The 20,231-nt window shown below is 36.6% G+C and carries 24 protein-coding genes; 5 read left to right on the top strand and 19 right to left on the bottom strand.

Translation table 11 applies throughout. The features are described 5' to 3' along the window. Positions 1-14: 14 nt before the first annotated feature. The 5 genes from IGJ55_RS06720 to IGJ55_RS06700 all read right to left on the bottom strand — a co-directional run bounded on the left by IGJ55_RS06720 (position 15) and on the right by IGJ55_RS06700 (position 2,608). Complete coding sequence (locus IGJ55_RS06720; RefSeq protein ID WP_207121292.1) at positions 15-800, bottom strand: hypothetical protein; 786 nt, start codon at positions 798-800, stop codon at positions 15-17. Positions 801-866: 66 nt separating this feature from the next. After that, complete coding sequence (locus IGJ55_RS06715; protein WP_207121293.1) at positions 867-1,244, bottom strand: hypothetical protein; 378 nt, start codon at positions 1,242-1,244, stop codon at positions 867-869. Positions 1,245-1,565: 321 nt separating this feature from the next. Beyond that, positions 1,566-1,868, bottom strand: a complete 303-nt coding sequence (locus IGJ55_RS06710) for a DUF1292 domain-containing protein (RefSeq protein ID WP_069638579.1) — start codon at positions 1,866-1,868, stop codon at positions 1,566-1,568. A 45-nt stretch (positions 1,869-1,913) separates the two neighbouring features. Then, a complete protein-coding gene (gene ruvX / locus IGJ55_RS06705; protein ID WP_069638580.1) occupies positions 1,914-2,342 on the bottom strand; it encodes a Holliday junction resolvase RuvX in 429 nt (142 codons plus the stop codon). Continuing rightward, positions 2,339-2,608 (bottom strand): IreB family regulatory phosphoprotein, encoded by a 270-nt coding sequence (locus IGJ55_RS06700; RefSeq protein ID WP_069634732.1) that lies wholly within the window; start codon positions 2,606-2,608, stop codon positions 2,339-2,341. Before IGJ55_RS06700 ends, ruvX begins: the two co-directional genes overlap by 4 nt. A 255-nt stretch (positions 2,609-2,863) precedes the next feature. Between IGJ55_RS06700 and IGJ55_RS06695 the strand changes: the two genes are divergently transcribed. Continuing rightward, complete coding sequence (locus tag IGJ55_RS06695) at positions 2,864-3,487, top strand: class I SAM-dependent methyltransferase (protein WP_207121294.1); 624 nt, start codon at positions 2,864-2,866, stop codon at positions 3,485-3,487. 36 nt (positions 3,488-3,523) lie between these two features. Here IGJ55_RS06695 and argF read toward each other — a convergent pair whose 3' ends face one another. From argF to IGJ55_RS06665, 6 genes are all read right to left on the bottom strand, one after another. Continuing rightward, positions 3,524-4,459 (bottom strand): ornithine carbamoyltransferase, encoded by a 936-nt coding sequence (gene argF, locus IGJ55_RS06690; protein ID WP_430607813.1) that lies wholly within the window; start codon positions 4,457-4,459, stop codon positions 3,524-3,526. Between the two features lie 15 nt (positions 4,460-4,474). Next, positions 4,475-5,644 (bottom strand): acetylornithine transaminase, encoded by a 1,170-nt coding sequence (locus IGJ55_RS06685; RefSeq protein ID WP_207121296.1) that lies wholly within the window; start codon positions 5,642-5,644, stop codon positions 4,475-4,477. After that, positions 5,641-6,393, bottom strand: coding sequence for an acetylglutamate kinase (gene argB, locus IGJ55_RS06680; protein WP_069638584.1), 753 nt, complete (start codon positions 6,391-6,393; stop codon positions 5,641-5,643). Before argB ends, IGJ55_RS06685 begins: the two co-directional genes overlap by 4 nt. A gap of 52 nt (positions 6,394-6,445) precedes the next feature. Beyond that, on the bottom strand, positions 6,446-7,477 hold the full coding sequence (gene argC, locus IGJ55_RS06675; RefSeq protein WP_207121297.1) for an N-acetyl-gamma-glutamyl-phosphate reductase: 1,032 nt from the start codon (positions 7,475-7,477) through the stop codon (positions 6,446-6,448). 292 nt (positions 7,478-7,769) lie between these two features. Beyond that, positions 7,770-8,159 carry a GyrI-like domain-containing protein gene (locus tag IGJ55_RS06670; protein ID WP_207121298.1) on the bottom strand — a complete coding sequence of 130 codons (390 nt, stop codon included), beginning with the start codon at positions 8,157-8,159 and terminating at the stop codon, positions 7,770-7,772. 83 nt (positions 8,160-8,242) lie between these two features. Beyond that, on the bottom strand, positions 8,243-8,941 hold the full coding sequence (locus IGJ55_RS06665) for a DUF554 domain-containing protein (protein WP_207121299.1): 699 nt from the start codon (positions 8,939-8,941) through the stop codon (positions 8,243-8,245). A 251-nt stretch (positions 8,942-9,192) separates the two neighbouring features. Here IGJ55_RS06665 and IGJ55_RS06660 point away from each other — a divergent pair, with 251 nt between their 5' ends. From IGJ55_RS06660 to IGJ55_RS06650, 3 genes are all read left to right on the top strand, one after another. Then, complete coding sequence (locus IGJ55_RS06660) at positions 9,193-9,945, top strand: threonine/serine exporter family protein (protein WP_207121300.1); 753 nt, start codon at positions 9,193-9,195, stop codon at positions 9,943-9,945. Positions 9,946-9,998: 53 nt separating this feature from the next. Continuing rightward, a complete protein-coding gene (locus IGJ55_RS06655; RefSeq protein WP_069638589.1) occupies positions 9,999-10,475 on the top strand; it encodes a threonine/serine exporter family protein in 477 nt (158 codons plus the stop codon). A gap of 90 nt (positions 10,476-10,565) precedes the next feature. Further along, positions 10,566-10,994, top strand: coding sequence for a GNAT family N-acetyltransferase (locus IGJ55_RS06650; protein WP_207121301.1), 429 nt, complete (start codon positions 10,566-10,568; stop codon positions 10,992-10,994). Positions 10,995-11,065: 71 nt separating this feature from the next. Here the strand turns inward: IGJ55_RS06650 and IGJ55_RS06645 are convergent, their stop codons facing one another. From IGJ55_RS06645 to yycF, 7 genes are all read right to left on the bottom strand, one after another. Next, the gene (locus IGJ55_RS06645; RefSeq protein WP_069638591.1) at positions 11,066-11,908 is read right to left on the bottom strand and encodes a TIGR03943 family putative permease subunit; all 843 of its coding nucleotides are present in this window, start codon (positions 11,906-11,908) and stop codon (positions 11,066-11,068) included. A 14-nt stretch (positions 11,909-11,922) separates the two neighbouring features. Beyond that, entirely contained in the window at positions 11,923-12,828 is a 906-nt protein-coding gene (locus IGJ55_RS06640; RefSeq protein ID WP_069638592.1) for a permease, read from the bottom strand. A gap of 203 nt (positions 12,829-13,031) precedes the next feature. After that, entirely contained in the window at positions 13,032-13,838 is an 807-nt protein-coding gene (locus IGJ55_RS06635) for an MBL fold metallo-hydrolase (RefSeq protein WP_430607811.1), read from the bottom strand. A gap of 55 nt (positions 13,839-13,893) precedes the next feature. Then, entirely contained in the window at positions 13,894-14,772 is an 879-nt protein-coding gene (locus IGJ55_RS06630) for a two-component system regulatory protein YycI (RefSeq protein ID WP_430607809.1), read from the bottom strand. Further along, positions 14,772-16,079, bottom strand: a complete 1,308-nt coding sequence (locus IGJ55_RS06625; RefSeq protein ID WP_430607807.1) for a YycH family regulatory protein — start codon at positions 16,077-16,079, stop codon at positions 14,772-14,774. Before IGJ55_RS06625 ends, IGJ55_RS06630 begins: the two co-directional genes overlap by 1 nt. Then, positions 16,076-17,905, bottom strand: coding sequence for a cell wall metabolism sensor histidine kinase WalK (walK, locus tag IGJ55_RS06620; protein WP_430607805.1), 1,830 nt, complete (start codon positions 17,903-17,905; stop codon positions 16,076-16,078). Before walK ends, IGJ55_RS06625 begins: the two co-directional genes overlap by 4 nt. A 6-nt stretch (positions 17,906-17,911) precedes the next feature. Continuing rightward, positions 17,912-18,616, bottom strand: coding sequence for a response regulator YycF (yycF, locus tag IGJ55_RS06615; protein ID WP_069638823.1), 705 nt, complete (start codon positions 18,614-18,616; stop codon positions 17,912-17,914). 186 nt (positions 18,617-18,802) lie between these two features. On the opposite strand from yycF, the gene IGJ55_RS06610 reads away from it, so the two are divergent. Then, positions 18,803-19,762 (top strand): S66 family peptidase, encoded by a 960-nt coding sequence (locus IGJ55_RS06610; protein ID WP_430607803.1) that lies wholly within the window; start codon positions 18,803-18,805, stop codon positions 19,760-19,762. Positions 19,763-19,819: 57 nt separating this feature from the next. Here the strand turns inward: IGJ55_RS06610 and IGJ55_RS06605 are convergent, their stop codons facing one another. Continuing rightward, positions 19,820-20,185, bottom strand: coding sequence for a MerR family transcriptional regulator (locus IGJ55_RS06605; RefSeq protein ID WP_069638599.1), 366 nt, complete (start codon positions 20,183-20,185; stop codon positions 19,820-19,822). Between the last annotated feature and the right edge of the window lie 46 nt (positions 20,186-20,231).

The raw sequence follows: 20,231 nt of genomic DNA, 5'->3' as shown, positions 1-20,231 counted from the left end.
AACAACGCAACCATTTAATTATGATTTACTTGGTTATTTTTCAATGTCTCAATCAATTCCCTTGCCTCTTTAAGTGTTGTTGCTCTAGAATCTGTTGAGGGATTGTCTTCCCGAATTGTATTGCCGCTTTCATCTTTAACAATCGCTGCGGGTTCTCCGTTATCAGGACCACTAATAAAACTATACCCATCACTTTCTTGAATTGCTAATACTTTAAAATCATCATCATCAAAATCTAAATCCTTTTTGAACATCTCAAAATCCCCAGTTTTTTCTACTTCTTCTTTGATAGCTTGTAAAGTAAAATTAGCTGCTCCTTTATTGTTCTTTGGCTTTTCGTCCGTAGTATCTTTTACTTTCTTATATGCCATCGGTTTACTTTCCCCTGTCATTTCAGCATTAGTTGTGCCTCGGTTAAGGATTATCGTTCCGTCTGCTTTTAAATCAATCATATAGGCCGTTTCATCATTTTTGTTTTCAAATCTGAAATAGCTGCTATTTTTTTCTGATTTTTTTTCGATAAATTCTGTCACGGTCTCCTCTTCACCAGCATATTGAATCGTTAATCCATCATCGTTTTGTTTGATAGATACTTGATCACCAATTGCTGCTTCATCTAAACACGCCCACAGTCCAACAAGTGACGTGTAATCCTTTTGGGAAATACTTACTTGTTCTTTTTCAGAAGTAGTCCGTGTATCATTGGAAGAATCGATAGATGGATTCGTTTTTTTATCCAAAGAACAACCTGTCAGTGTAATTATTAAGAACGTACTGAATAAGATAATCATTTTTTTCATAGTGAAACTCCTTTTTTATCTGGGTATCCCTCATTAGGATAGAGCCTTTTTTGATTTTATCATCCTTTACTTAGCCGTAATAATATCGACTCGTTCAGCTAGAATCCAGCCATTTAATCCATAAGAGGACGTGAGTACATGATAATGTAAGGAAGAATTTTTTATCTGTACTTCTAACTCTTGTAATGAATCGTACATTATTGGCCATGCATATCTTTGCCCTTGGATTAGCAACTCCTTATTCTCGCTAAAGAAATTTTCTATTGGTCTTTTCTCCAAATCAAAGAAGATACTATACGGCATTTCTTCGTAAAATCTATAGCAAAAAACATCATAAAATATGAGCTGTTTTTTGTCTTGATTATAAGATATATCCAATATTATTGTATTCTTTTTGAAATCAACACGGTAGCTCTCTATTTCATAGTCATGAATTGAATGCATTTATTTCTTCACCATCTACTTTTAGGTTTTATATTATTTATAAATATTTACAATAAAATCATGTGTAACTATCCTTGCTTAATTGAATCTATTGATTCACAGTCCTTTGAATCAGATTTTAAGAATTTATTTCTATCTTCTGTTTTTTTATATTTTCTTATTCAGTTTAACATATACTGAATAAAATATGAATATGAGGAAATGATTAAAGGAAACTATGAATATATGTAGAATTACTTTTGAATTGTTTTTCTTTAGATTCGTTGGTAAAATAAAAAAGCTGAACCCCTATGTCTCAAGGGTTCAGCTCACTTTTTAACTCTATTCTTCTTCTTCCGCCATGAATGTATTGAAAACTTCTTCAATCATATCCCATTCAGCGTCTGTTTCGATTTGTTGTAATTCGCCTTCTGTTCCTTCGTTGTTTTCGATGTAAGCATATGCTTGTAATTCAACATCTTCTTCCTCTGGAACGCCAGCTGGATATAGCAGTACGTAATTTTTACCAAATTCTTCTTGTCCATCGACGGTTAAAAGAATTTCGTATAGTGTTTCGTTGCCTTGTTCATCAACCAGCGTGATGTGTTCATGTCCTTCGTGATCGTGGTTATGCTCTTCTGTCATTGTTATGCTCTCCTTTTATCTGATACTTGTTTTCCAACAAGTCGTTTAAATTTTATTGCTAGCACCATCTAGATAATTTTGTAAAATCATGACAGCTGCTACTTTATCGATTACTTTTTTTCTTTTCGCTCTTGAGGTGTTCGCTTGTTCAACTAACATGCGTTCTGCCTGAACTGTCGTCAAACGTTCATCTTGATACGTAACAGGAATGTGAAACATGTCTTCGATCTTTTTGCCGTAAGCCATTGATGCTTCCGCTCTTGGGCCGATCGAATTATTCATATTCTTGGGTAAACCCACCACAAAGCGCGTTACCTCATATTCTTTCACTAATTCTGCTAACCGTTCAAAACCAAATTCTTCCTGAACTTCATTGATCCGAATGATCTCCACACCTTGTGCTGTCCAGCCAAAGGGATCACTAACAGCAATTCCTACCGTTTTTGACCCTACATCAAGTCCCATTACTCTCATCGAATAGTGATCCCATGATTAGATAAGTAATATTTAACTAGCTCTTCCATGATTTCATCTCGTTCGTGACGACGAATCAAATTTCGAGCGTCTTGATAACGAGGAATGTAGGCCGGGTCTCCAGAAAGTAAATAGCCCACAATCTGATTGATCGGATTATATCCTTTTTCCTCTAAAGCCTTGTATACAGTAGCCAGAGTTTCACTTACTTCCTTCTTACGGCTGTCATCAAAATCAAAACGTACAGTTTCATCTGTAAAACCCATTTATCTACACCTCACTTTTATTCTATTCATACAGTTCCATTCTACTAAAAACAAGGCAAAACTACAAACAAAACTTAATATTTCCTGCCATATATTAAAGATTTCCTTTAATTTTGACAGAATTGACGGAATAGTAAGAGGATAATTCGATTTTAGGCGTAATTATAATGGATATTGATCATTCTTTTTTCTGAAAGCTGTTTTTTTATTGTATACTATTTGAAAGAGTAAAAGATAAAACAAAGGAGTTTTTTGATGTTTATTTTGGGACTAGTCATCGTTATGTTAGTATTGATTTTTCTGTTTTGGTTTTTATTAAGTCAATCAAAAAAACCTACTGGTTTGATTGGAATTTTAATGATGCGTCTTTGGAATGGTGTTTATCTGCCTTTAGTTGAGTGGGCAATAAACAACGTTAATTTAAATGATCATTCAGCTGTTTTGGATATTGGCGTCGGCAATGGGGCTTCGAGCGCCTATCTTTTACAACGAAAGAATTCCCTATCCATTACAGGCATTGATCTTTCTGAAGCTGCTATTTCGCAAGCTTACAAAAAATATCCAGACAATAAAATTAACTTTGAATCAATGGATGTTCATCATCTTACTTTTACCGCTGAAACTTTTGATTTAGTGACGGCTTTTCAAACGCATTTCCACTGGAGTGATTTAGACCGAGCTTTACGAGAAATTTATCGAGTACTTAAACCAAATGGTGTTGTCATCTTTGCCTGTGAGACTGCTAAAATCAATTACTTTTTACCTAAATTAAAAAACTCTGCAGATTTCCAAAGATATTTATCTACATTTGATTTTTCCTTGATCAATCAGCAGACCACAAGTCAATGGACTATGTATACCTGTAAAAAAATAAAATGACACTTTAACGAAAATCGTTCAGTGTCATTTCAACTTCTATAGATTAGCCATCACTTTGACTAGTAAGGCTTTTTGTGCATGGAGACGATTAGCTGCTTCTTGATAAATTGCTGAATGGGTTCCATCGATAATATCTGCCGTTACCTCTTCCCCTCGGTGAGTTGGAAGGCAATGCAAGAATAGATAATCTTTCTTTGCTTGGACAGCCAATCGATTGTTGACTTGGAATGATTTAAAATTTTTTTCCCGTTCTTTCTGCTCGGCTTCATCTCCCATACTTGCCCAGACATCAGTCACTAGAACATCTGCATTCTTTACAGCTTGAGTCGGATCATTTAAAATTTCGATCTTACTGCCGCTTATTTCTGCATTTTTTTGAGCCTGTTCAACGAATTCAGATCGGGGTTCATATCCTTTAGGTGTTACAATACTTATGTCCATACCCACTAAACTTCCGCCTAGCAAAAAGGAATGAGCCATGTTATTGCCATCACCAATATAGGCTAATTTAAGGCCCTCAAGTTTGCCCTTTTGTTCATAAATGGTTTGAAAGTCCGCCAAAATTTGGCAGGGATGATGATCATCTGTCAAGCCATTGATAATTGGGATAGAGGCTTCTTTTGCTAATTCTTCGACCATCTGATCTGAATAGGTTCGGATCATGATTGCATCTACGTAACTAGACAGCACGTTTGCTGTATCTTTGATTGGTTCACCGCGGCCCATTTGTGTGCTTTTAGAGTCTAAAACAATCGCCTGTCCACCTAATTGAATAATTCCTGCTTCAAAAGAGACCCGTGTACGTGTACTATTTTTTTCAAAAATCATCGCTAAAATCTTTCCAGCTAAAACACCACGATAAGCCTCTGGATTCGTTTTTATCGCTACAGCTAATTCAATGATTGCTAGAAATTCTTCTTTTGTTAACTCTGTCAGATTTAAAATACTTTTACCATACAAGGAATTAATCATCTACTTTTCTCACTTTCAATTTTTATCTTTTTTCTGTGCTGTTAGGTTGTCTATTACTTTTTCTACTATCAGCAATGCTTGATTGATCTCCTCATAGGTGATTGTTAATGGGGGTAAGAGACGTAAAACGGTTTGACCTGCTTTCAAGGTGAGTAGGCCTTCTGCTTCTAATTGTTCCATAGCTTGTTTCAATACTTCTTGATCTGAAAACACTAGCCCCAACATCAATCCTTTACCGCGGACAGCTTCAATCAGCAGATTATTTTTTGCAATTTCATTTAAACCAATCAGTAACGCTTCTCCTTTTGCTTGAACCTCTTCTAAAAAATCAGGCTGGTTGATTCGATCGATTACTTTGCTCGCCACACTCATTGCTAACTTATTCCCGCCGAAAGTCGACCCATGACTACCTGGTCCAAAAAAACTAGCTAATTCAGTCTTACCAACCATCGCTCCAACTGGTATCCCATTCCCTAACCCTTTTGCTAATGTGAAAATATCTGGTTCGATTTGATACTGTTCATATGCATAAAAAGTACCAGTACGACCGATTCCTGTTTGAATTTCATCAATGATCAGCAAAGCGCCATATTCCTGGCAAAGAGCCTGAACAGATTGAATCCATGTCAAATCTGCTGGCAACACGCCTCCTTCTCCTTGAATCAGCTCTAGCATGACTGCAGCTGTTTGATGATCTATTGCACTTTCTAAAGGAGTTAATTGATTAAAAGGGACATAAATAAAATCCGGAACTAAAGGCGTAAAGCCTGTATGAATACTTGCTTGGCCAGTTGCACTCATTGCTCCATAGGTTCGACCATGAAAAGAATTAGTGAACGTTATGATTTTACTTTTACCTGTAGCTTTACGAGCTAATTTTATTGCCGCTTCATTGGCTTCAGCTCCACTATTACAAAAATAGCTGATATACTCTTTTCCATTCGCCAATTTCTTCGCCGTGATTTCTTGTAAATGATTTTCATATAGATTTGGCGTGTGCCATATAAGATTCGCTTGATCAGATAACGCTTGATTCAATTCAGGATCATTGTAACCTAAATTCATCACCCCGATCCCACTCGTGAAATCAAGATAATTTTTCCCCTCCTTATCAGTCAGTGTATTACCTGCTCCTTTGAGCAATTCTATGGCTTTTCTTTGGTAGTTAGGAAATAAGTAGCTCATGCATAAACCCCCTTTGATTTGATGATCGTTCCTGCATATTGAAGTCGGTTTGTGATATGAACTTCTTTTACCCCACCTTTGATTGCGGAAACGGCACTTTCTAATTTTGGCAACATCCCACCTTTGATGATGTTTGCCATTTTTAGTTTTGAGACTTCACTGGTATAAATTTCTTTTAACCACTGATCTTCCTTCTTTACTCCTGGAACATCTGTCAATAGGTATAGTTTTTCAGCTTTTAATTCCTCCGCTACTTTACAAGCGACATGATCCGCATTAATATTCAACCACTCACCTGTTTTAGTTAAACCTAGAGGCGCAATGATCGGAATGTGTTTGGTTTCAAGTAAATGCTCCAGTAATTCAGTATCCACTTGCTGAACTTCACCAACAGCACCTAGAGTATTTTTATCTAGAAAAGTTCCCGTGATGATTTGGCCACATGATGCATTTAGTCCAACAACCGAAAAACCTTCTTGCTGAAAATGAGTTGTGATCATTGGTTGAACTTGACCAATCAAAACCATTTGCGTGATCTTTAACGTTTCTTCTGTTGTTACCCGCAAACCATCTTGAATCATTACCGGCACATCTAAACGCTGCATCATCTCGGAAATATAGTGTCCACCGCCATGAATAATCACAACTTTTTTGCCTTCTTTTTGCCACTGATCAATTTGATCAAAAAATGATTTTGTTAGGTTGTCACTGGCTACTCCGCCCATTTTTATAACAATAACCTTCTTCATGTTTGCCGCTCCCTTTGTATTTAAAACTTTCTATTTGTTATTTCGTCATTATTTATGGATAAATCGGTAATTGATCCAATCCGCATCGCTCATCGTAGCCTGCAAAAATATTCAAATTCTGAACAGCTTGTCCAGCTGCCCCTTTCCCTAAATTATCAATCACACATACAATCGTGATGCAATTCGTTTTGGGATTGTAAGCAAGCCCCATATCACAATAATTAGAGCCTATTACTTGCTTGAGTGCAGGGTAATGTCCAGCCTCTTGAATGCGAATAAATGAATTTTTTTCAAAATGATTTTGATAAAGTTGGACTAATTTCTCGTCAGAAATCGGTTCCGTCGATTTTGCATAAGCGGTTAAAAAAATACCTCTAGTGACTGGGATCAATGATGTTGAAAACTGAATCGCTGAAAGATTAGGCTGCCATTTGTTCAACTGCTCCATGATTTCTGGAATGTGTTGATGACTATTCATTTTATAAAGTGTCATATTATCATGTGCCTCTGAAAAATGGGTTGTTTGCGAGAGGCTTTTACCAGCGCCAGAAATTCCCGATTTAGCATCGATAATAATTGAATCTAATTCAATTTTTCCATCTTTCAATAATGGTGCTAATGACAACTCTGCTGCCGTTGCATAACAACCTGGATTTGCGATCCATTTTGACTTAGGATTTTCTCTATATTCTGCTAATCCATAATCAAATTTTTTGACACTTTCCATTGGTGGAGCTGTCGATCCATACCATTTTTCATAGCTACCTGGATTCTTTAAACGAAAGTCACCTGATAAATCGATCACCGGAAAATCTGCTTCAATGAAAGGTAAGGCTAACTCTTTGGCTACTCCAGATGGTGTTGCTAATAAAACTAGCTCACTTTTTTGCATGATTTTTTTAGGATCAATCACTTCTAGAGGTAAAGAAATCAGCTGCTTCAAATGCGGATTGATTACCTCTAATGATTTTTTATTCATTGAATGACTATGAATCGATACAATCTCAACGAATGGATGTTGCCGGAGATATCTTAAAAGTTCTAACCCACTATATCCAGTCACACCAATAATCGAAACCTTCATCCACTTCACTTCTTTTCTGCTTATTTTTTATTAAACACTTGTTATTGATCCTAGTATAAGTTTTTTCTTTTTACAAGTCAACGGTTTTTTATTAATTTATTCAACAAAAATAAATATTTATACATAATATACATAAAAAAAGAGTCTGGGACATAACTCTACGAGTTATCTCTCAGACTCAAGGAATCCGTATAAACGGTGGGAGCAGAAGCAATCCCTTCGGGTTTAAACACTCCTGTCCCAACCTCATTTTCTAAATCGGTTAAATTTTTTATCTACAGTATAGCTGATTTCAAACAGAAAGATAAATCATAATTGAACCATCTTCTTGGTAATGTTCTATGTCTGCCAAATAAGTACGTCTTTTTTCTAAAGCTTCATCTTTCCAAATTTTCTGCCAAGCGGCTCCCACACCTTCGGGACTAGCAACTTCAACTTTAATTGCGACATACTCTCCGCCTTTGATTTGTGACTGGTCAGGATAATCCGCCTGTTCATTACCAATCAACAAATCATATTCTCCTTTAAAATTACTTTCATAGTTTGAATACACAGCAAAAAACTCTCCTTTAAGTTGCATTGTTGGCACTTGATTCCATAAAGCGATAATCTCATCTATACGATTATTATTCGTACGGATTTTCTTTCCTCTGATATTTTTTTCGATTAATTGAATCGTCATTTAGACCACTCCTTTGATTTGTTAAATTGACTTTATCATATTAATAATGACAACAGTGTGTCACAATTTATCCTCATTTTTACTTAAAAGTAAAATAATACTGTTACGATGAGGATCAAAATAGGAATGCCTGGCAGATAGTTAGACACTCTGATTTTGGTGATTCCCATAATATTCAGCCCAATCCCTAATATCATCAACCCACCGATTGCACTTAATTCCTCCATTAACACGTCTAAGAGTTCTTTAGGAATATAACGCATCAAAATACTAGCAGCTACGGCGATGATTCCTTGATACAGAAAAACAGGCACCGCTGAAAACAGGACACCGACGCCTAAAGTTGCGGTTAACATGATCGACATAAACCCATCCATGACGGCTTTTGTAAATAGCGTTTGATGATTATTCGCCACACCGCTTTCGATTGCGCCAATGATCCCCATTGAGCCAATCAGAAAGATCAAGGCGGCAGTTATAAACCCCTCAGCAAAATTACTACCTGGTTTAGCATATCGCTTTTCTAATTCCAAGCCAAAAACGTTCATTTTATCTTCAATTCCCACCCCTTCGCCGACCATTGCCCCAACACATAAACTAATCAAGATCACAATAAAAGAGGAAGTTTTAAATGCCATTTGAACCCCTAAGACCAAGACACCTAAGCCAATTCCCTTCGTGACTGTTTCTTTCATTTGTTCTGAAATATTTCGCAAAACTGCTCCTAGTAAACTTCCTAATACAATGGCTAACCCGTTGATCAAAGACCCCAGTAAGATCATTTTTTATCATCCCAATCCTCTTATAGTTTCATACTTTTTTATTATTATACGCTAAGAAGTTCTAAAGCGATATCAAATTATCGAAACATTCTTACAATTGAGAATATATCATAGAACACCAATCGTTTTGATCTTTGTGCATAATGTTGAGGGATATTTATATTTTTACTGTTCCGTGCTATTTTTTCAGGCTATAATCAACTATACTAATCTTAGATAAGTAGGATAGAACGGTAAAGTGAGGAAAATAAATGGCAACGTTAGATATAGAAAAAGTCTTAGAAACATGTTTATTAGCAGGCAAGCTCATGCTAGAAAGTGATGCCGAAATGTATCGTGTGGAAGATACAATGAGCCGTATTGCTTTGGCGTCCGGCGATTATCGCTTAGTCAGTTACGTCACCCAGACAGGGCTTTTTGTAGGGCTTGACGGGACTTCCACAATTCGCATGGTGCAAATTTTGAATCGTTCGATCAACTTAGAAAAAGTCTCTAGGATCAACCAGCTTTCTAGAGAATATGTAACTGGTATTTTTACCCTTGATGAATTATTAGAGCAATTAAAAATAGTAGAACAAGAACGAAAATTCTTTTCTTTATGGTTGAGATTTGTCAGTGCGGCGGTCGTCAGTGGTACGATCATGATTTTATTCGGCGGTGTTTGGGCAGATTTATTTTTGACCTGTTTGATTGGAGGCGTGGGCTATATGCTTTATTATTCCAGTTTAAAAATCTTGCGTATTAAATTTCTCTCTGAGTTTTTAGCAGCCCTTTTTATTGGCTGTGCAGCGCTTTTAAGTAGTCAAAGCGGATTAGGTATCAATCAAGATATGATCATTATTGGTTGTGTGATGCCCCTTGTTCCCGGTGTTCAGATGACTAATGCCCTGAGAGATTTGCTTGCAGGTCATTATCTTTCAGGTGTTTCAAGAGGAACAGAAGCGATGATGACCGCTTCTATGATTGGTTTTGCAATTGCTTTTGTTTTTCAATTATTTTATTAAACTGTCGCTGTAGCGTTTGTTCCGTATAGTAAGAAGAATTTGGAGGGTTTAAAATGTTTGATCTATTCGTTCAATTTATCTTTAGTTTCCTAGCCTCTGCTGCATATGCGATCATCACCAATGTTCCTAGACGCTCTCTTATCGCTTGCGGCCTATCGGGTGCATCAGGTTGGATGATTTATTGGTTTGCCGTTCAATTTGGTGCTAATGCAGCTTTAGGCTCCTTATTGGGTGCTTTGAGTGTAGCGGCAGTAAGTTTTATCTGTTCAAGAGCGCTCAAATTACCTGTTACGATTTTTAATATTCCTGGGATGGTTCCTTTAGTCCCTGGAGGGCTTGCTTATCAAGCTGTCAGAAACTTGGTCATCGGCAATTATGAAACGGCGATCAATTCTGCTGTTCAAGCGATCATGATCGCAGGTGCGATTGCTTTAGGTTTGGTTTTATCTGAGGTGTTAAATCACAATATACGTAACTTTAGAGAAAAACGAGAGATTTTGAGTTTAATCAGAAAAAATGAAGAGAAATAACAAGGCTTTTTTATACTATCAATGTAAGGGGTGAATAAATGAGTGCACTAGCGATTCTTTCATACGTTTAAAAAGAAAGGATAAACAATCATGATCAAAAAAATCGATCATCTAACGGTCTCAGAGTTAGAGGCTATTTTAGGCATTTGGCTGACAGCCAACTGTGAAGCCCATCCCTTTATTCCAAAGTCTTATTGGCAAAAGAATCTTAGTTCTGTAAAAGAACAACTACCTCAAGCTGATCTTTATACTTATAGTGAGAGCGATCAAATTAGTGCATTTTTAGGGATGACTGGCACATATATTGCTGGAATTTTTGTAAAAAATGACTACCGCGGTCAAGGAATCGGTTCAAAACTTTTAACTGAAGCAAAACGTTCGACTACTTCATTAAGTCTTTGCGTTTATGCAAAAAACAAGCAAGCCCTTCATTTCTATCAAAGGCAAGGCTTCCAAAAGGTGCATGAACAATTTGACAGCACTGGTGAGCTAGAGTATCAGTTGGTCTGGGAAAAATAAGAAAGGTGGGAGAGAGAAAACGATGCATTCGTTTTCTCTCTCCCACTAAAATTAATTGATTACTTCGTTTTTTAAAACGAACGATAAACATATTGATTTTTGGGTTCTTCTATTGATGTCACCTTTGTCACATCCACCATTGGGATTTCTCGCTTAAACGGTGCATAATAGCCAGAATGAATGGTTCCTGTTAGCTCCAACCACTCGTTATTTTCGAAAGTCTGACCATCTGGCATTTTTGTTAATAATCCAAATACACCGGAATCCGCCACACAATGAATGATCCCAAAACGAAAAACAAATAAATCAGACTGCTCTTTTTGTGCTGCATTAAAAGCAAAGCCTTTGTAAGTAATTGTTTTTCCAATAAATTCACTCGGATAATTATAAATCAGCTCCATCACTTCTAAATAATTTTCCTCCGTTACTTTCACATGATCGTCTTTGATATAGTGAGATAATGCTTGTTTCATCTGTTTATCATAATCTGTTTTATCAAAATAAATGCTCGTATCTGGCTTTAAATACTGCGTTTCTACATCTGGGTCCCCTACTGATTCTTTACTTAATGGAAAATTAAAACCCTTTGCTTCCACGATAGACGTATCCAGGCTAACTGTCGGAAACAAAAAACCAACCATTAACGGCAAAGCTAACAAAAGATAAGCTATTCCTCTTTGATACGGTTTATCCAACCCGTGATCATGCTCATCATGGTGATGGTGCTCTGTGGATTCTTTATCTTCCTCCTTATTCCAAAGGATCAACTGAACGATTGCTAAGATAAAAGAAAGAGCCATCGAAATAATCGCCAAGTAACGATAATGAACATTTATATATTGATTCAACCTACCCGATACTTGCAAAAACATCATCAATATCGTGTAGCCAATCAAGATTAAAAATCGAATCATCTACTCTTTCCTCCTTAAATCGCTAATGCATAGAGACTGACGACAACCGTGACAATTCCTACAAATTTCAACATAAATGACGTTTTAAAATAACGCTTCATCATCAAAAGATTCTTGATATCTACCATCGGCCCAAAAACAAGAAAACCAACAACTGGTCCATTGCCAAACAAGCTCAATAACGAGGACCCAATAAATGCATCTGCCTCAGAACATAACGACAACGTCGCAGCTAAAACCAACATAACTAAAATTGCTAAAATTTTGGTATGACCTAATTGCAACATTGCACCAGTTGGTAAATAGGTTTGCATTGCAGCAGCCATCAAAGAACCGAAAATCAAGTAACGACCCGTATCGAAAAACTCATCAATTCCATGAGTTAAAACAGACCAGCACTTATGCCAAAAGGTTTCTTTTTCATGTGTATGCTCAGTTTCTTCAAGAGTGCAATCCGCCTCAAAAGTTGTTTGTTGTAAAATGTTTTCCTTATTAATATACGCTAACCAAACACCAACAACTAGCGCTACCAACATACTGCCGACAACACGCCAAACAACAAATTTTATCGAATTTCCAAATGCAATATAGGTTGAGAAAAGAACGATCGGGTTAATGATCGGTGCTGTTATCATAAAAGCGAATGCTGTATAGGTCGGAACATCTTTTTTGACAAACTGATGAACGATTGGAACAATCCCACACTCACAAGAAGGGAAAAAGAACCCTAAAAGACTCCCAACAATAATCGATAACACTTTATTTTTCGGTAATAATTTTTTGACCCGCTCAGGTGTTAAAAAAACGTGTAACGCACCCGATATCACACAACCAAGCATAACAAACGGTAATGCTTCAATCACGATCGATAAAAAAATAGTGCCCATTTGCAATACTGAATGAGGTAAAAATTGAAACATCAAATTCCTCCCACTGCTAAAAATAACACCAGCAATTCTATACCAGTATCTGTTTTTTTAACATTCAAAAATATAGTTAACTATACTGCACCCCTTGCAAAAATTCAAGAGCTGCCAAAATTTATTAAAACAACTATAAGATATTCATCGAATCCTAAAAAAAATGAGACAAAAACTGAGCAACAGTTCTGCCTCACTCTTATTTAAATTGAAAATAATTCTGATGCTGATTCTGGATCTGTATCATAGACATTAAAATCAAAATTGACACCTAAGCCTTTTTCAGCCAAAATCGATTCCATAGCCATCCTAGCATGTTCTTTGGTATTATTTTCCTTACTTAAATGTCCTAAATAGATACGTTTAGTATGGTCACCAATTACATCCACCATTGTTAGAGCACCATCATCATTCGACAAATGACCTTTATCCCCTAAAATGCGTTGTTTCAAACTCCATGGATAAGGGCCCATGCGTAAAATCTCTAATTCATGATTGCTCTCAATTAAATATGCATCCGCATCCTTGATTGTACCACGAACATGATCACTACAATAGCCTGTATCTGTCAACATAACAAACGAACGGTTATCTTTGAAGAAACGATAAAACTGAGGAGCTGCTGCATCATGAGAGACACCGAAACTCTCAATATCCATATCACCAAACGTTAAAACCTTTCCCATATCAAAAATATGCTTTTGCCCAACAGCAACATTTCCGATCAAAGGATCCATCGCGGCCCAAGTTTTTTCATTTGCATAAACATCTAATTTATATTTTCTAGCTAAGACCCCCACACCATGAATATGATCCCGATGCTCATGTGTTACTAAGATAGCATCTAAATCTTCTGGTTTTCGATCGACCTCTGCCAGCAATGAAGTGATTTTTTTCCCACTTAATCCTGCATCAATAAGCAACTTTTTGTTCTCAGTTTCAATAAAAAGGGAATTGCCTGTGCTGCCGCTGGCAAGAATGCTAATGTTAAATGCCTTATCTTGACTCATTTTTTCTATCCGCTTCCCTTCTAGTCTACAGCTCCTTATTATACAACCATCCCTGCTAATTTTCTACCTTTGGCACAATATTATTTGTAATGATTGTATTGCTCATCGCATTAACTTGTTCAATCTGCAGATTACTGCCGCTAGATTTGATTCCCACAAACCAGACTGGTACATAAACATTCTTCTCACGAATTTTGTAAATTCTAGTATATGCTAATTCTATAAAAGTAATTTTCGCATTACTAGGAATCTTGTTATTGATATATAAGGTTTCGACTGCATCACGTTCAGAAAATAGATCACTCTTATCCCGCAACTCTTCAATTCCTTGAATATGAGTTTGAGTATACTTGTAAATCTTGTGTATACTAGCAGATTCATCTGATTTTTCTAGCTTTAATGAAATTTGCGCTGTATCATCTTTAAAAGGAATATTCTTATAATTTTGAGACACAACGACTTCCGGAAATTCACCATCTAATGAAGAAAAATCAGGTAAATATTGATATTGACTACCAAATAATACACTATCTTTATCCTTTAAGAATGCTTCTAAAGATTTTTCAACGTTTTTCTCATCGATAAAGTAGCTAGTTTGAGCATAATTCATCTGCGGATATACCGTTAATGAATAATCCACTAACTCAGTGCCATTCTTAAAAAAATTACGATCTCTTGTTTCACGTTCAGTATGGATGGCATCATAAAAATTCGTTTGTTCTCCACTTAAATAATACCCCTCTCTTTTCTCATTAGAAAGCGTTCCTTTATATGTGATTCCATCTTTGTCGAGTCTTTTTTCGATACTATCCGTTTGATCAGAAAAGGAGACATTATTTTCTTCTTTAAGTCCTTCTTGATAGATTCCAAACAAAAACATGTTCAAGCCTAAAAAAACCAAAAAGAAAATCCACTCGATTCGTTTGAAGTCCATTATTCCACCTCCAAATTCGCTAATTTTTCCAGTAATTCACGTTCTGGATACCATTTATTATCATAGCGAATATACCACTCTGGAGTGAGATCGACCACTTGTGTCACTTCTTCAATTTTGTGCCAAGTATACCCAATAACCATTGAATTGATTTTCGACAAATCAGCACCATTGAGTGTTAGTTGCTCTAACAAACTTTCAGTACTTTTCAAAACAATTTCTTCTTCTGACGGAATAGGAACTTGAATTGTATCTACACTGGTTTGGATCGCTACACTTGATTGTTCAACTTGATCATTACCGATCGTGATCCGAACCTGACCTTTATCATTTTCACTAAAAACAGGAAATCCTTCTACAAAGGTCCGATAATTCATCTCAGCATTTGTCCGATCAAAATAACGGATATTCCCCATACTAGTGCCTAATTTTTTTATATAACTAAAACTGTCCGAATAAATATTGTCTTTAGCACCTCTAGCACTTAATTCTCCAGTAAAGTGGATCGTGCCTAGTTTTTCATCCGCTGTCAATCGTTCACTACCGCTAGTATAAGACAAATCTTGACTATCTTCATTGGTTTGAACATTCTCAACATTGGAGAAAAAAGCGTTTCGAAACTTAGTCACAGGCTGAGACGCTAAAATGTAACTGTACTTTTTCATTTTTAAATCTTCTGATAGATAATAATGTTTGCCCGCAACAACTTGTTGTTCTGAGATTGGGTTGTATTGCACACCAACCTTATTCATTAAGCTCAAGACTTTTTCACGATTGATCGTGATCTGAGCTTCATAAACATCTTTGCGACTAAAATCCAAGAAACGAATCTTACTTTGATCTAAATCAACTTGGATACAGGTAAAGAAAATTTCATCTGCATTGAGTTCTGTCGTTTTAAGATCTAAATCATAAACAGAGAGATATTCACTCAGTAAAAATGGACCTTCATACAGCAATTCAAATCCTTGATTGATTAATAGATGTTTGTCAAACTGCTCGCCGTCTCCTTGCACAGTCTGGGTCAAGAGACCAAATGTACTATGTTTAATTTCATTTTGAACATTAGTAATCAAATTTTCACTATTATTCATTTCTGATGTTCCATTCTGCATACGCACTAAACGTAACGGTAAAAATACATCTGTATCCATTCGTTCATTCACAACAGCTGTTGTCGTTTGTGCATCCGTTTTAACCGACTGATCTTTTTTGGAAGAGCTGGTCCAAATGCTGACTGAAAAGTACATGCTAAGCAATACTAAAAAAATCAAGCCGATCCGTACAATTCTTTCTGCTATTTTCATTCCCACCAATCCTCCTCATATGGCTCATAAGGTAAGGATATATAAAACGTTGACCCTTGACCTTCCTGACTTTCCACCCAAATCGCGCCATTATGTGCTTTGACAACTTCTCTTGAAATTGCAAGCCCAAGTCCGGTGCCACCTTGTTCTCTAGCACGCGCTTTATCCACACGATAAAAACGTTCAAAGACTTTATTGATATCCTTTTTAGGAATTCCTAAGCCTTGATCCGTTACACTAAAGACCACATTGTTATGAGTTTCAAGTAAACGGCAAGTAATTTCCCCACCGTCAGGAGAGTATTTGATTGCATTGTTTAAAATATTATCTAAGACTTGGATTACTTTGTCGGTGTCTAACTCTACCCACAAATCACGTTTCGTAAATTCACGGTGAATCGTATAATTTTTGTCATTTGCTTCAACCATCATATCAAATCGATCTAAAACAAAATTGATCAATTCATTGAAATTAACGTATTCTAACTGCAACTGTCCATTACCAGAATCCATTCTTGAAAGATTCAGCAAATCATTGATCATACGAATCATGCGATCGGTCTCTTCTAAAGTCACTTTTAAAAAGTTAGGAGCAATTTCAGGGTTTTCCCACGCACCTTCACTCAACGCCTCTATATAGCTTCGCATACTCGTTAAGGGTGTCCGCAATTCATGAGAAACGTTCGAAACAAATTCTCGGCGTTCACGTTCATTTTTCTCTTGTTCTGTTACGTCATGAAGTACGCAAACAAGACCTGTAATAAAACCAGATTCTCGACGAATCATTGCAAAATCAACACGAATGATCATTTGTTCTTCTTCCATTGAAGATAAAGAACGGTCGATCAATATTTCTTCAGGTTCTTCTAATAGCTTACGTAGCGTATAGTCTGTCTCAATATCTAGTAGTTCCAATAAAGAAATCCCAATCACATCTTCATCTTTGACATTTAACAAGGACAAAGCCATTTCATTGATTGTAATTACTTTTCCTCGCCTATCGGTCGCAATCACACCATCAGTCATATGAGCAAGGACACTGTCTAACCGATTTCGTTCGGCCTCCATAGTTTCCTGCGCTTCTTCAATTCGTTCTGATAGTTGATTAAAGGTTTCAGCCAGTTGTCCTAATTCATCTTTACCATAGACTTTGACCTTTCCACTATAATCTCCTTTGGCAATCCGTAACGCTTGTTCACGCATCTCACCAATCGGCTGTGTGATTGATCTAGCAATCAAGAGCGTGACAATGATCGAGATTGCACCAGCGATGATCGATGCTGTAAAAAATATCCGTGCAGTATCGGTAATTTCTTTGTATTTTCCTTCGATATTACTCTTAACATAAAGAACCCCGATGACTGTATCGCCAGTCGGGGATTGGATAGGCTGAACATTAATATATACGCGCTTATCTTTATCCATCGCTGAATATTTTTTCGCACTAAAATCATTCAAATCACGATAATCATTTTTCTTCCCAACGATTCCCTGCTGATTCAAATCACTTGTCGCTCTTACGATTCCTTTATCATCAACTATACGGGCCTCTATCGTTTCAGACGCTGAGAAGTCACTTAAAGTTTTCTTGAGATCCGCATCGATTTCGGTACGATCTCGGTCTTTTTCGCCTAGTTTAGGACTTAACGTACTTGCTAGTTGGAGGACTTGGGAATCAACATTTTTTTTATAGTCTTTGATTGTGGTCGACTCTAGTTCTCGAATAAAGTAGCCACCAATGATTTGAATCGCAATCAATAATAACAAAATAAATGACAAGGCGATCTTAAAGTTTACTGATTGAAAAAAGTGAACCTTTTTTTTCATAAAGCACTACTCCTGTTCAGGATTTCGAAGATAATACCCAACACCGCGACGAGTCACTAAGTACGTCGGATGGCTTGGACTATCTTCGATTTTCTCTCTTAAACGACGGACAGTCACATCTACCGTACGAACGTCTCCAAAATAATCATAGCCCCAAACAGTCTGTAATAGATGTTCACGCGTCATCACTTGTCCAATATGTTTTGCTAAATAAAATAGCAATTCAAATTCACGATGAGTCAATTCGATCTTACCGCCACGTTTTGATACCATATAAGCATCTGGGTGAATGGTTAAGTCTCCAATTGTCAATTCTGATTGAGTGGTTGATTCTGCTTCTTTCGCACTTGATGCACCACGGCGTAGATTTGCTTTAACGCGTGCTACAAGTTCACGATTTGAAAATGGTTTTGTTACATAGTCATCGGCACCCAGCTCTAATCCTAAAACTTTATCGATTTCAGAATCTTTAGCTGTCACCATAATGATCGGCATATCGTAAGTTTTGCGAACTTCTCTAGCAACTTCTAGTCCGTCCATTTTCGGTAGCATCAGATCAAGGATAATTAAATCTGGTTCAACCTCCTTGACCTTCTCAACCGCTTCTTCCCCATCATACGCTGTAAAAACTTCATATCCTTCTTTAGTAAGATTGTATTTCACAATTTCTGAAATCGGCTTTTCATCATCCACAACTAATATTTTTTTCATATAAGAGGCACCTCTTTTTTCTTTCATCTTTAGATTATTTAATCTTATTCTCTCCCATTATACCTTATTTTGTCCACCGTTTCACCTTTGACATTAAGAGGGCTTACTCTTTCTCATCTATACCTTGCAAAAATCAAGGTTTTCTGACTATAATTAGAAATAAGTTTTTTAAAGGAAGCGATAAAAATGAAAGCACCTCGATTACAAGTAGGTGATGAAATCCGAGTCATTGCGCCATCTAGCAGTTTCTTGCGCTTAACAGATTTAGGCGTTCAGGTAGCTGTTCAAAAATTAACTGATTTAGGATTCAACATCACTTTTTCTAAACATACGGATGAGCAAGATATCTTGGGTTCTTCTTCGATTATGAGTCGGGTAAAAGATTTACACGAAGCCTTTTCAGATGAAAATGTCAAAGGAATCTTAACGGCCATTGGCGGATTTAATAGTAATGAATTATTGCCCTATCTTGACTTTGAATTAATTAAAAGACATCCTAAAATTTTTTGCGGTTACAGTGATATCACTGCTTTATGCAATGCTATTACCACTAAAACAAAACTACTTACTTATGTTGGCCCACACTTCTCTAGTTTTCAAATGGATGAACTGCAACCCTATCAAACAGAAGCTTTTTTACAAGCTACGGCAACCCAAACCGCTTTTGACGTTTCAGCCTCCAAGTCGTGGAGCCAAGATGAATGGTACTTACCTGAACCAACTCGTCATTTATTTGCGAATGAATGGAAAATCTATAGTCACGCAAAACCTGTCACAGGTACTTGTTATGGGGGAAATTTAGGAACTTTCCAACTACTTTTCGGGACTCGTTTTTTACCTGATCTTGAACAAGCTATTCTATTTGTGGAAAATGCCGAAGAAGATGACTACCACGATTTTGCCCGAGGCTTAGCCGCGTTATTGCAAGTAGTGCATCATCCAAAAGCGTTATTGATCGGCCGTTTCCCTAAAGAAACTGAAATGACCGAGGAACGCCTTTTGGCTATTTTGTCGAAGTATCCTCTGTTACGGGAAATCCCTGTCATTTATGATATGAATTTTGGGCATACACAGCCGATTTTTACAATTCCCATTGGGGATAAAGCAACCGTTGATACCGCACAAAAGAAAATCACCTTTTTCTAAGTAAACAATCCCTAGTCGAGGTTTTGCTGACAAATAGCGCCTCTCCTTAAGGGATTTTTATTTTTTAAGTGCTGCTTCCATTTGCTCATACAAACTAATTTTATTATCTAACAATTCAAGATGACTTTTGACTTTTTCATATTCAGCCATGATCTGTATGCGATGGTTCAGCAATAACTGTTTGCGCTCGGGAATCGTGGTATCACCAATTTTTCTTAACTGAGTATACTTTTTGATCTCTTTCAAAGAAATGCCCGTATTTTTTAGTTTAATCACAAAATTAGCCCAATCCAGATCCTCTTCTCCATAAACACGATAATTATATTCATTTCTGACAGGTTCAATCAACCCTTCTTTTTCATAATATCTTAATGTATAAACACTAATCCCAATCTTCTCAGCAAATTCACTAATCGTATACATTGTTTTCACATCCTTTTTTTGCTTGCTTTAGAGATGGCTCGAACCC

The sequence above is a fragment of the Enterococcus sp. AZ170 genome (assembly GCF_050545135.1).
GTDB classification, from domain to species: domain Bacteria; phylum Bacillota; class Bacilli; order Lactobacillales; family Enterococcaceae; genus Enterococcus_L; species Enterococcus_L ureilyticus.
This window is presented reverse-complemented; position numbering and strand designations above follow the sequence as displayed.

Excerpts from the sequence above, each read along its gene's own strand:
- walK (WP_430607805.1), bottom strand. The coding sequence starts at position 17,905 with ATGAAAAAAAAGGTTCACTTTTTTCAATCAGTAAACTTTAAGATCGCC.
- IGJ55_RS06715 (WP_207121293.1), bottom strand. The coding sequence starts at position 1,244 with ATGCATTCAATTCATGACTATGAAATAGAGAGCTACCGTGTTGATTTC.
- IGJ55_RS06655 (WP_069638589.1), top strand. The coding sequence starts at position 9,999 with ATGTTTGATCTATTCGTTCAATTTATCTTTAGTTTCCTAGCCTCTGCT.
- IGJ55_RS06650 (WP_207121301.1), top strand. The coding sequence starts at position 10,566 with ATGATCAAAAAAATCGATCATCTAACGGTCTCAGAGTTAGAGGCTATT.
- IGJ55_RS06670 (WP_207121298.1), bottom strand. The coding sequence starts at position 8,159 with ATGACGATTCAATTAATCGAAAAAAATATCAGAGGAAAGAAAATCCGT.
- IGJ55_RS06685 (WP_207121296.1), bottom strand. The coding sequence starts at position 5,644 with ATGAGCTACTTATTTCCTAACTACCAAAGAAAAGCCATAGAATTGCTC.
- IGJ55_RS06610 (WP_430607803.1), top strand. The coding sequence starts at position 18,803 with ATGAAAGCACCTCGATTACAAGTAGGTGATGAAATCCGAGTCATTGCG.
- yycF (WP_069638823.1), bottom strand. The coding sequence starts at position 18,616 with ATGAAAAAAATATTAGTTGTGGATGATGAAAAGCCGATTTCAGAAATT.
- IGJ55_RS06695 (WP_207121294.1), top strand. The coding sequence starts at position 2,864 with ATGTTTATTTTGGGACTAGTCATCGTTATGTTAGTATTGATTTTTCTG.
- IGJ55_RS06665 (WP_207121299.1), bottom strand. The coding sequence starts at position 8,941 with ATGATCTTACTGGGGTCTTTGATCAACGGGTTAGCCATTGTATTAGGA.
- argF (WP_430607813.1), bottom strand. The coding sequence starts at position 4,459 with ATGATTAATTCCTTGTATGGTAAAAGTATTTTAAATCTGACAGAGTTA.
- argB (WP_069638584.1), bottom strand. The coding sequence starts at position 6,393 with ATGAAGAAGGTTATTGTTATAAAAATGGGCGGAGTAGCCAGTGACAAC.
- IGJ55_RS06625 (WP_430607807.1), bottom strand. The coding sequence starts at position 16,079 with ATGAAAATAGCAGAAAGAATTGTACGGATCGGCTTGATTTTTTTAGTA.
- IGJ55_RS06720 (WP_207121292.1), bottom strand. The coding sequence starts at position 800 with ATGAAAAAAATGATTATCTTATTCAGTACGTTCTTAATAATTACACTG.
- IGJ55_RS06700 (WP_069634732.1), bottom strand. The coding sequence starts at position 2,608 with ATGGGTTTTACAGATGAAACTGTACGTTTTGATTTTGATGACAGCCGT.
- IGJ55_RS06635 (WP_430607811.1), bottom strand. The coding sequence starts at position 13,838 with ATGAGTCAAGATAAGGCATTTAACATTAGCATTCTTGCCAGCGGCAGC.
- IGJ55_RS06645 (WP_069638591.1), bottom strand. The coding sequence starts at position 11,908 with ATGATTCGATTTTTAATCTTGATTGGCTACACGATATTGATGATGTTT.
- IGJ55_RS06630 (WP_430607809.1), bottom strand. The coding sequence starts at position 14,772 with ATGGACTTCAAACGAATCGAGTGGATTTTCTTTTTGGTTTTTTTAGGC.
- IGJ55_RS06710 (WP_069638579.1), bottom strand. The coding sequence starts at position 1,868 with ATGACAGAAGAGCATAACCACGATCACGAAGGACATGAACACATCACG.
- IGJ55_RS06605 (WP_069638599.1), bottom strand. The coding sequence starts at position 20,185 with ATGTATACGATTAGTGAATTTGCTGAGAAGATTGGGATTAGTGTTTAT.
- argC (WP_207121297.1), bottom strand. The coding sequence starts at position 7,477 with ATGAAGGTTTCGATTATTGGTGTGACTGGATATAGTGGGTTAGAACTT.
- IGJ55_RS06660 (WP_207121300.1), top strand. The coding sequence starts at position 9,193 with ATGGCAACGTTAGATATAGAAAAAGTCTTAGAAACATGTTTATTAGCA.
- ruvX (WP_069638580.1), bottom strand. The coding sequence starts at position 2,342 with ATGAGAGTAATGGGACTTGATGTAGGGTCAAAAACGGTAGGAATTGCT.
- IGJ55_RS06640 (WP_069638592.1), bottom strand. The coding sequence starts at position 12,828 with ATGTTTCAATTTTTACCTCATTCAGTATTGCAAATGGGCACTATTTTT.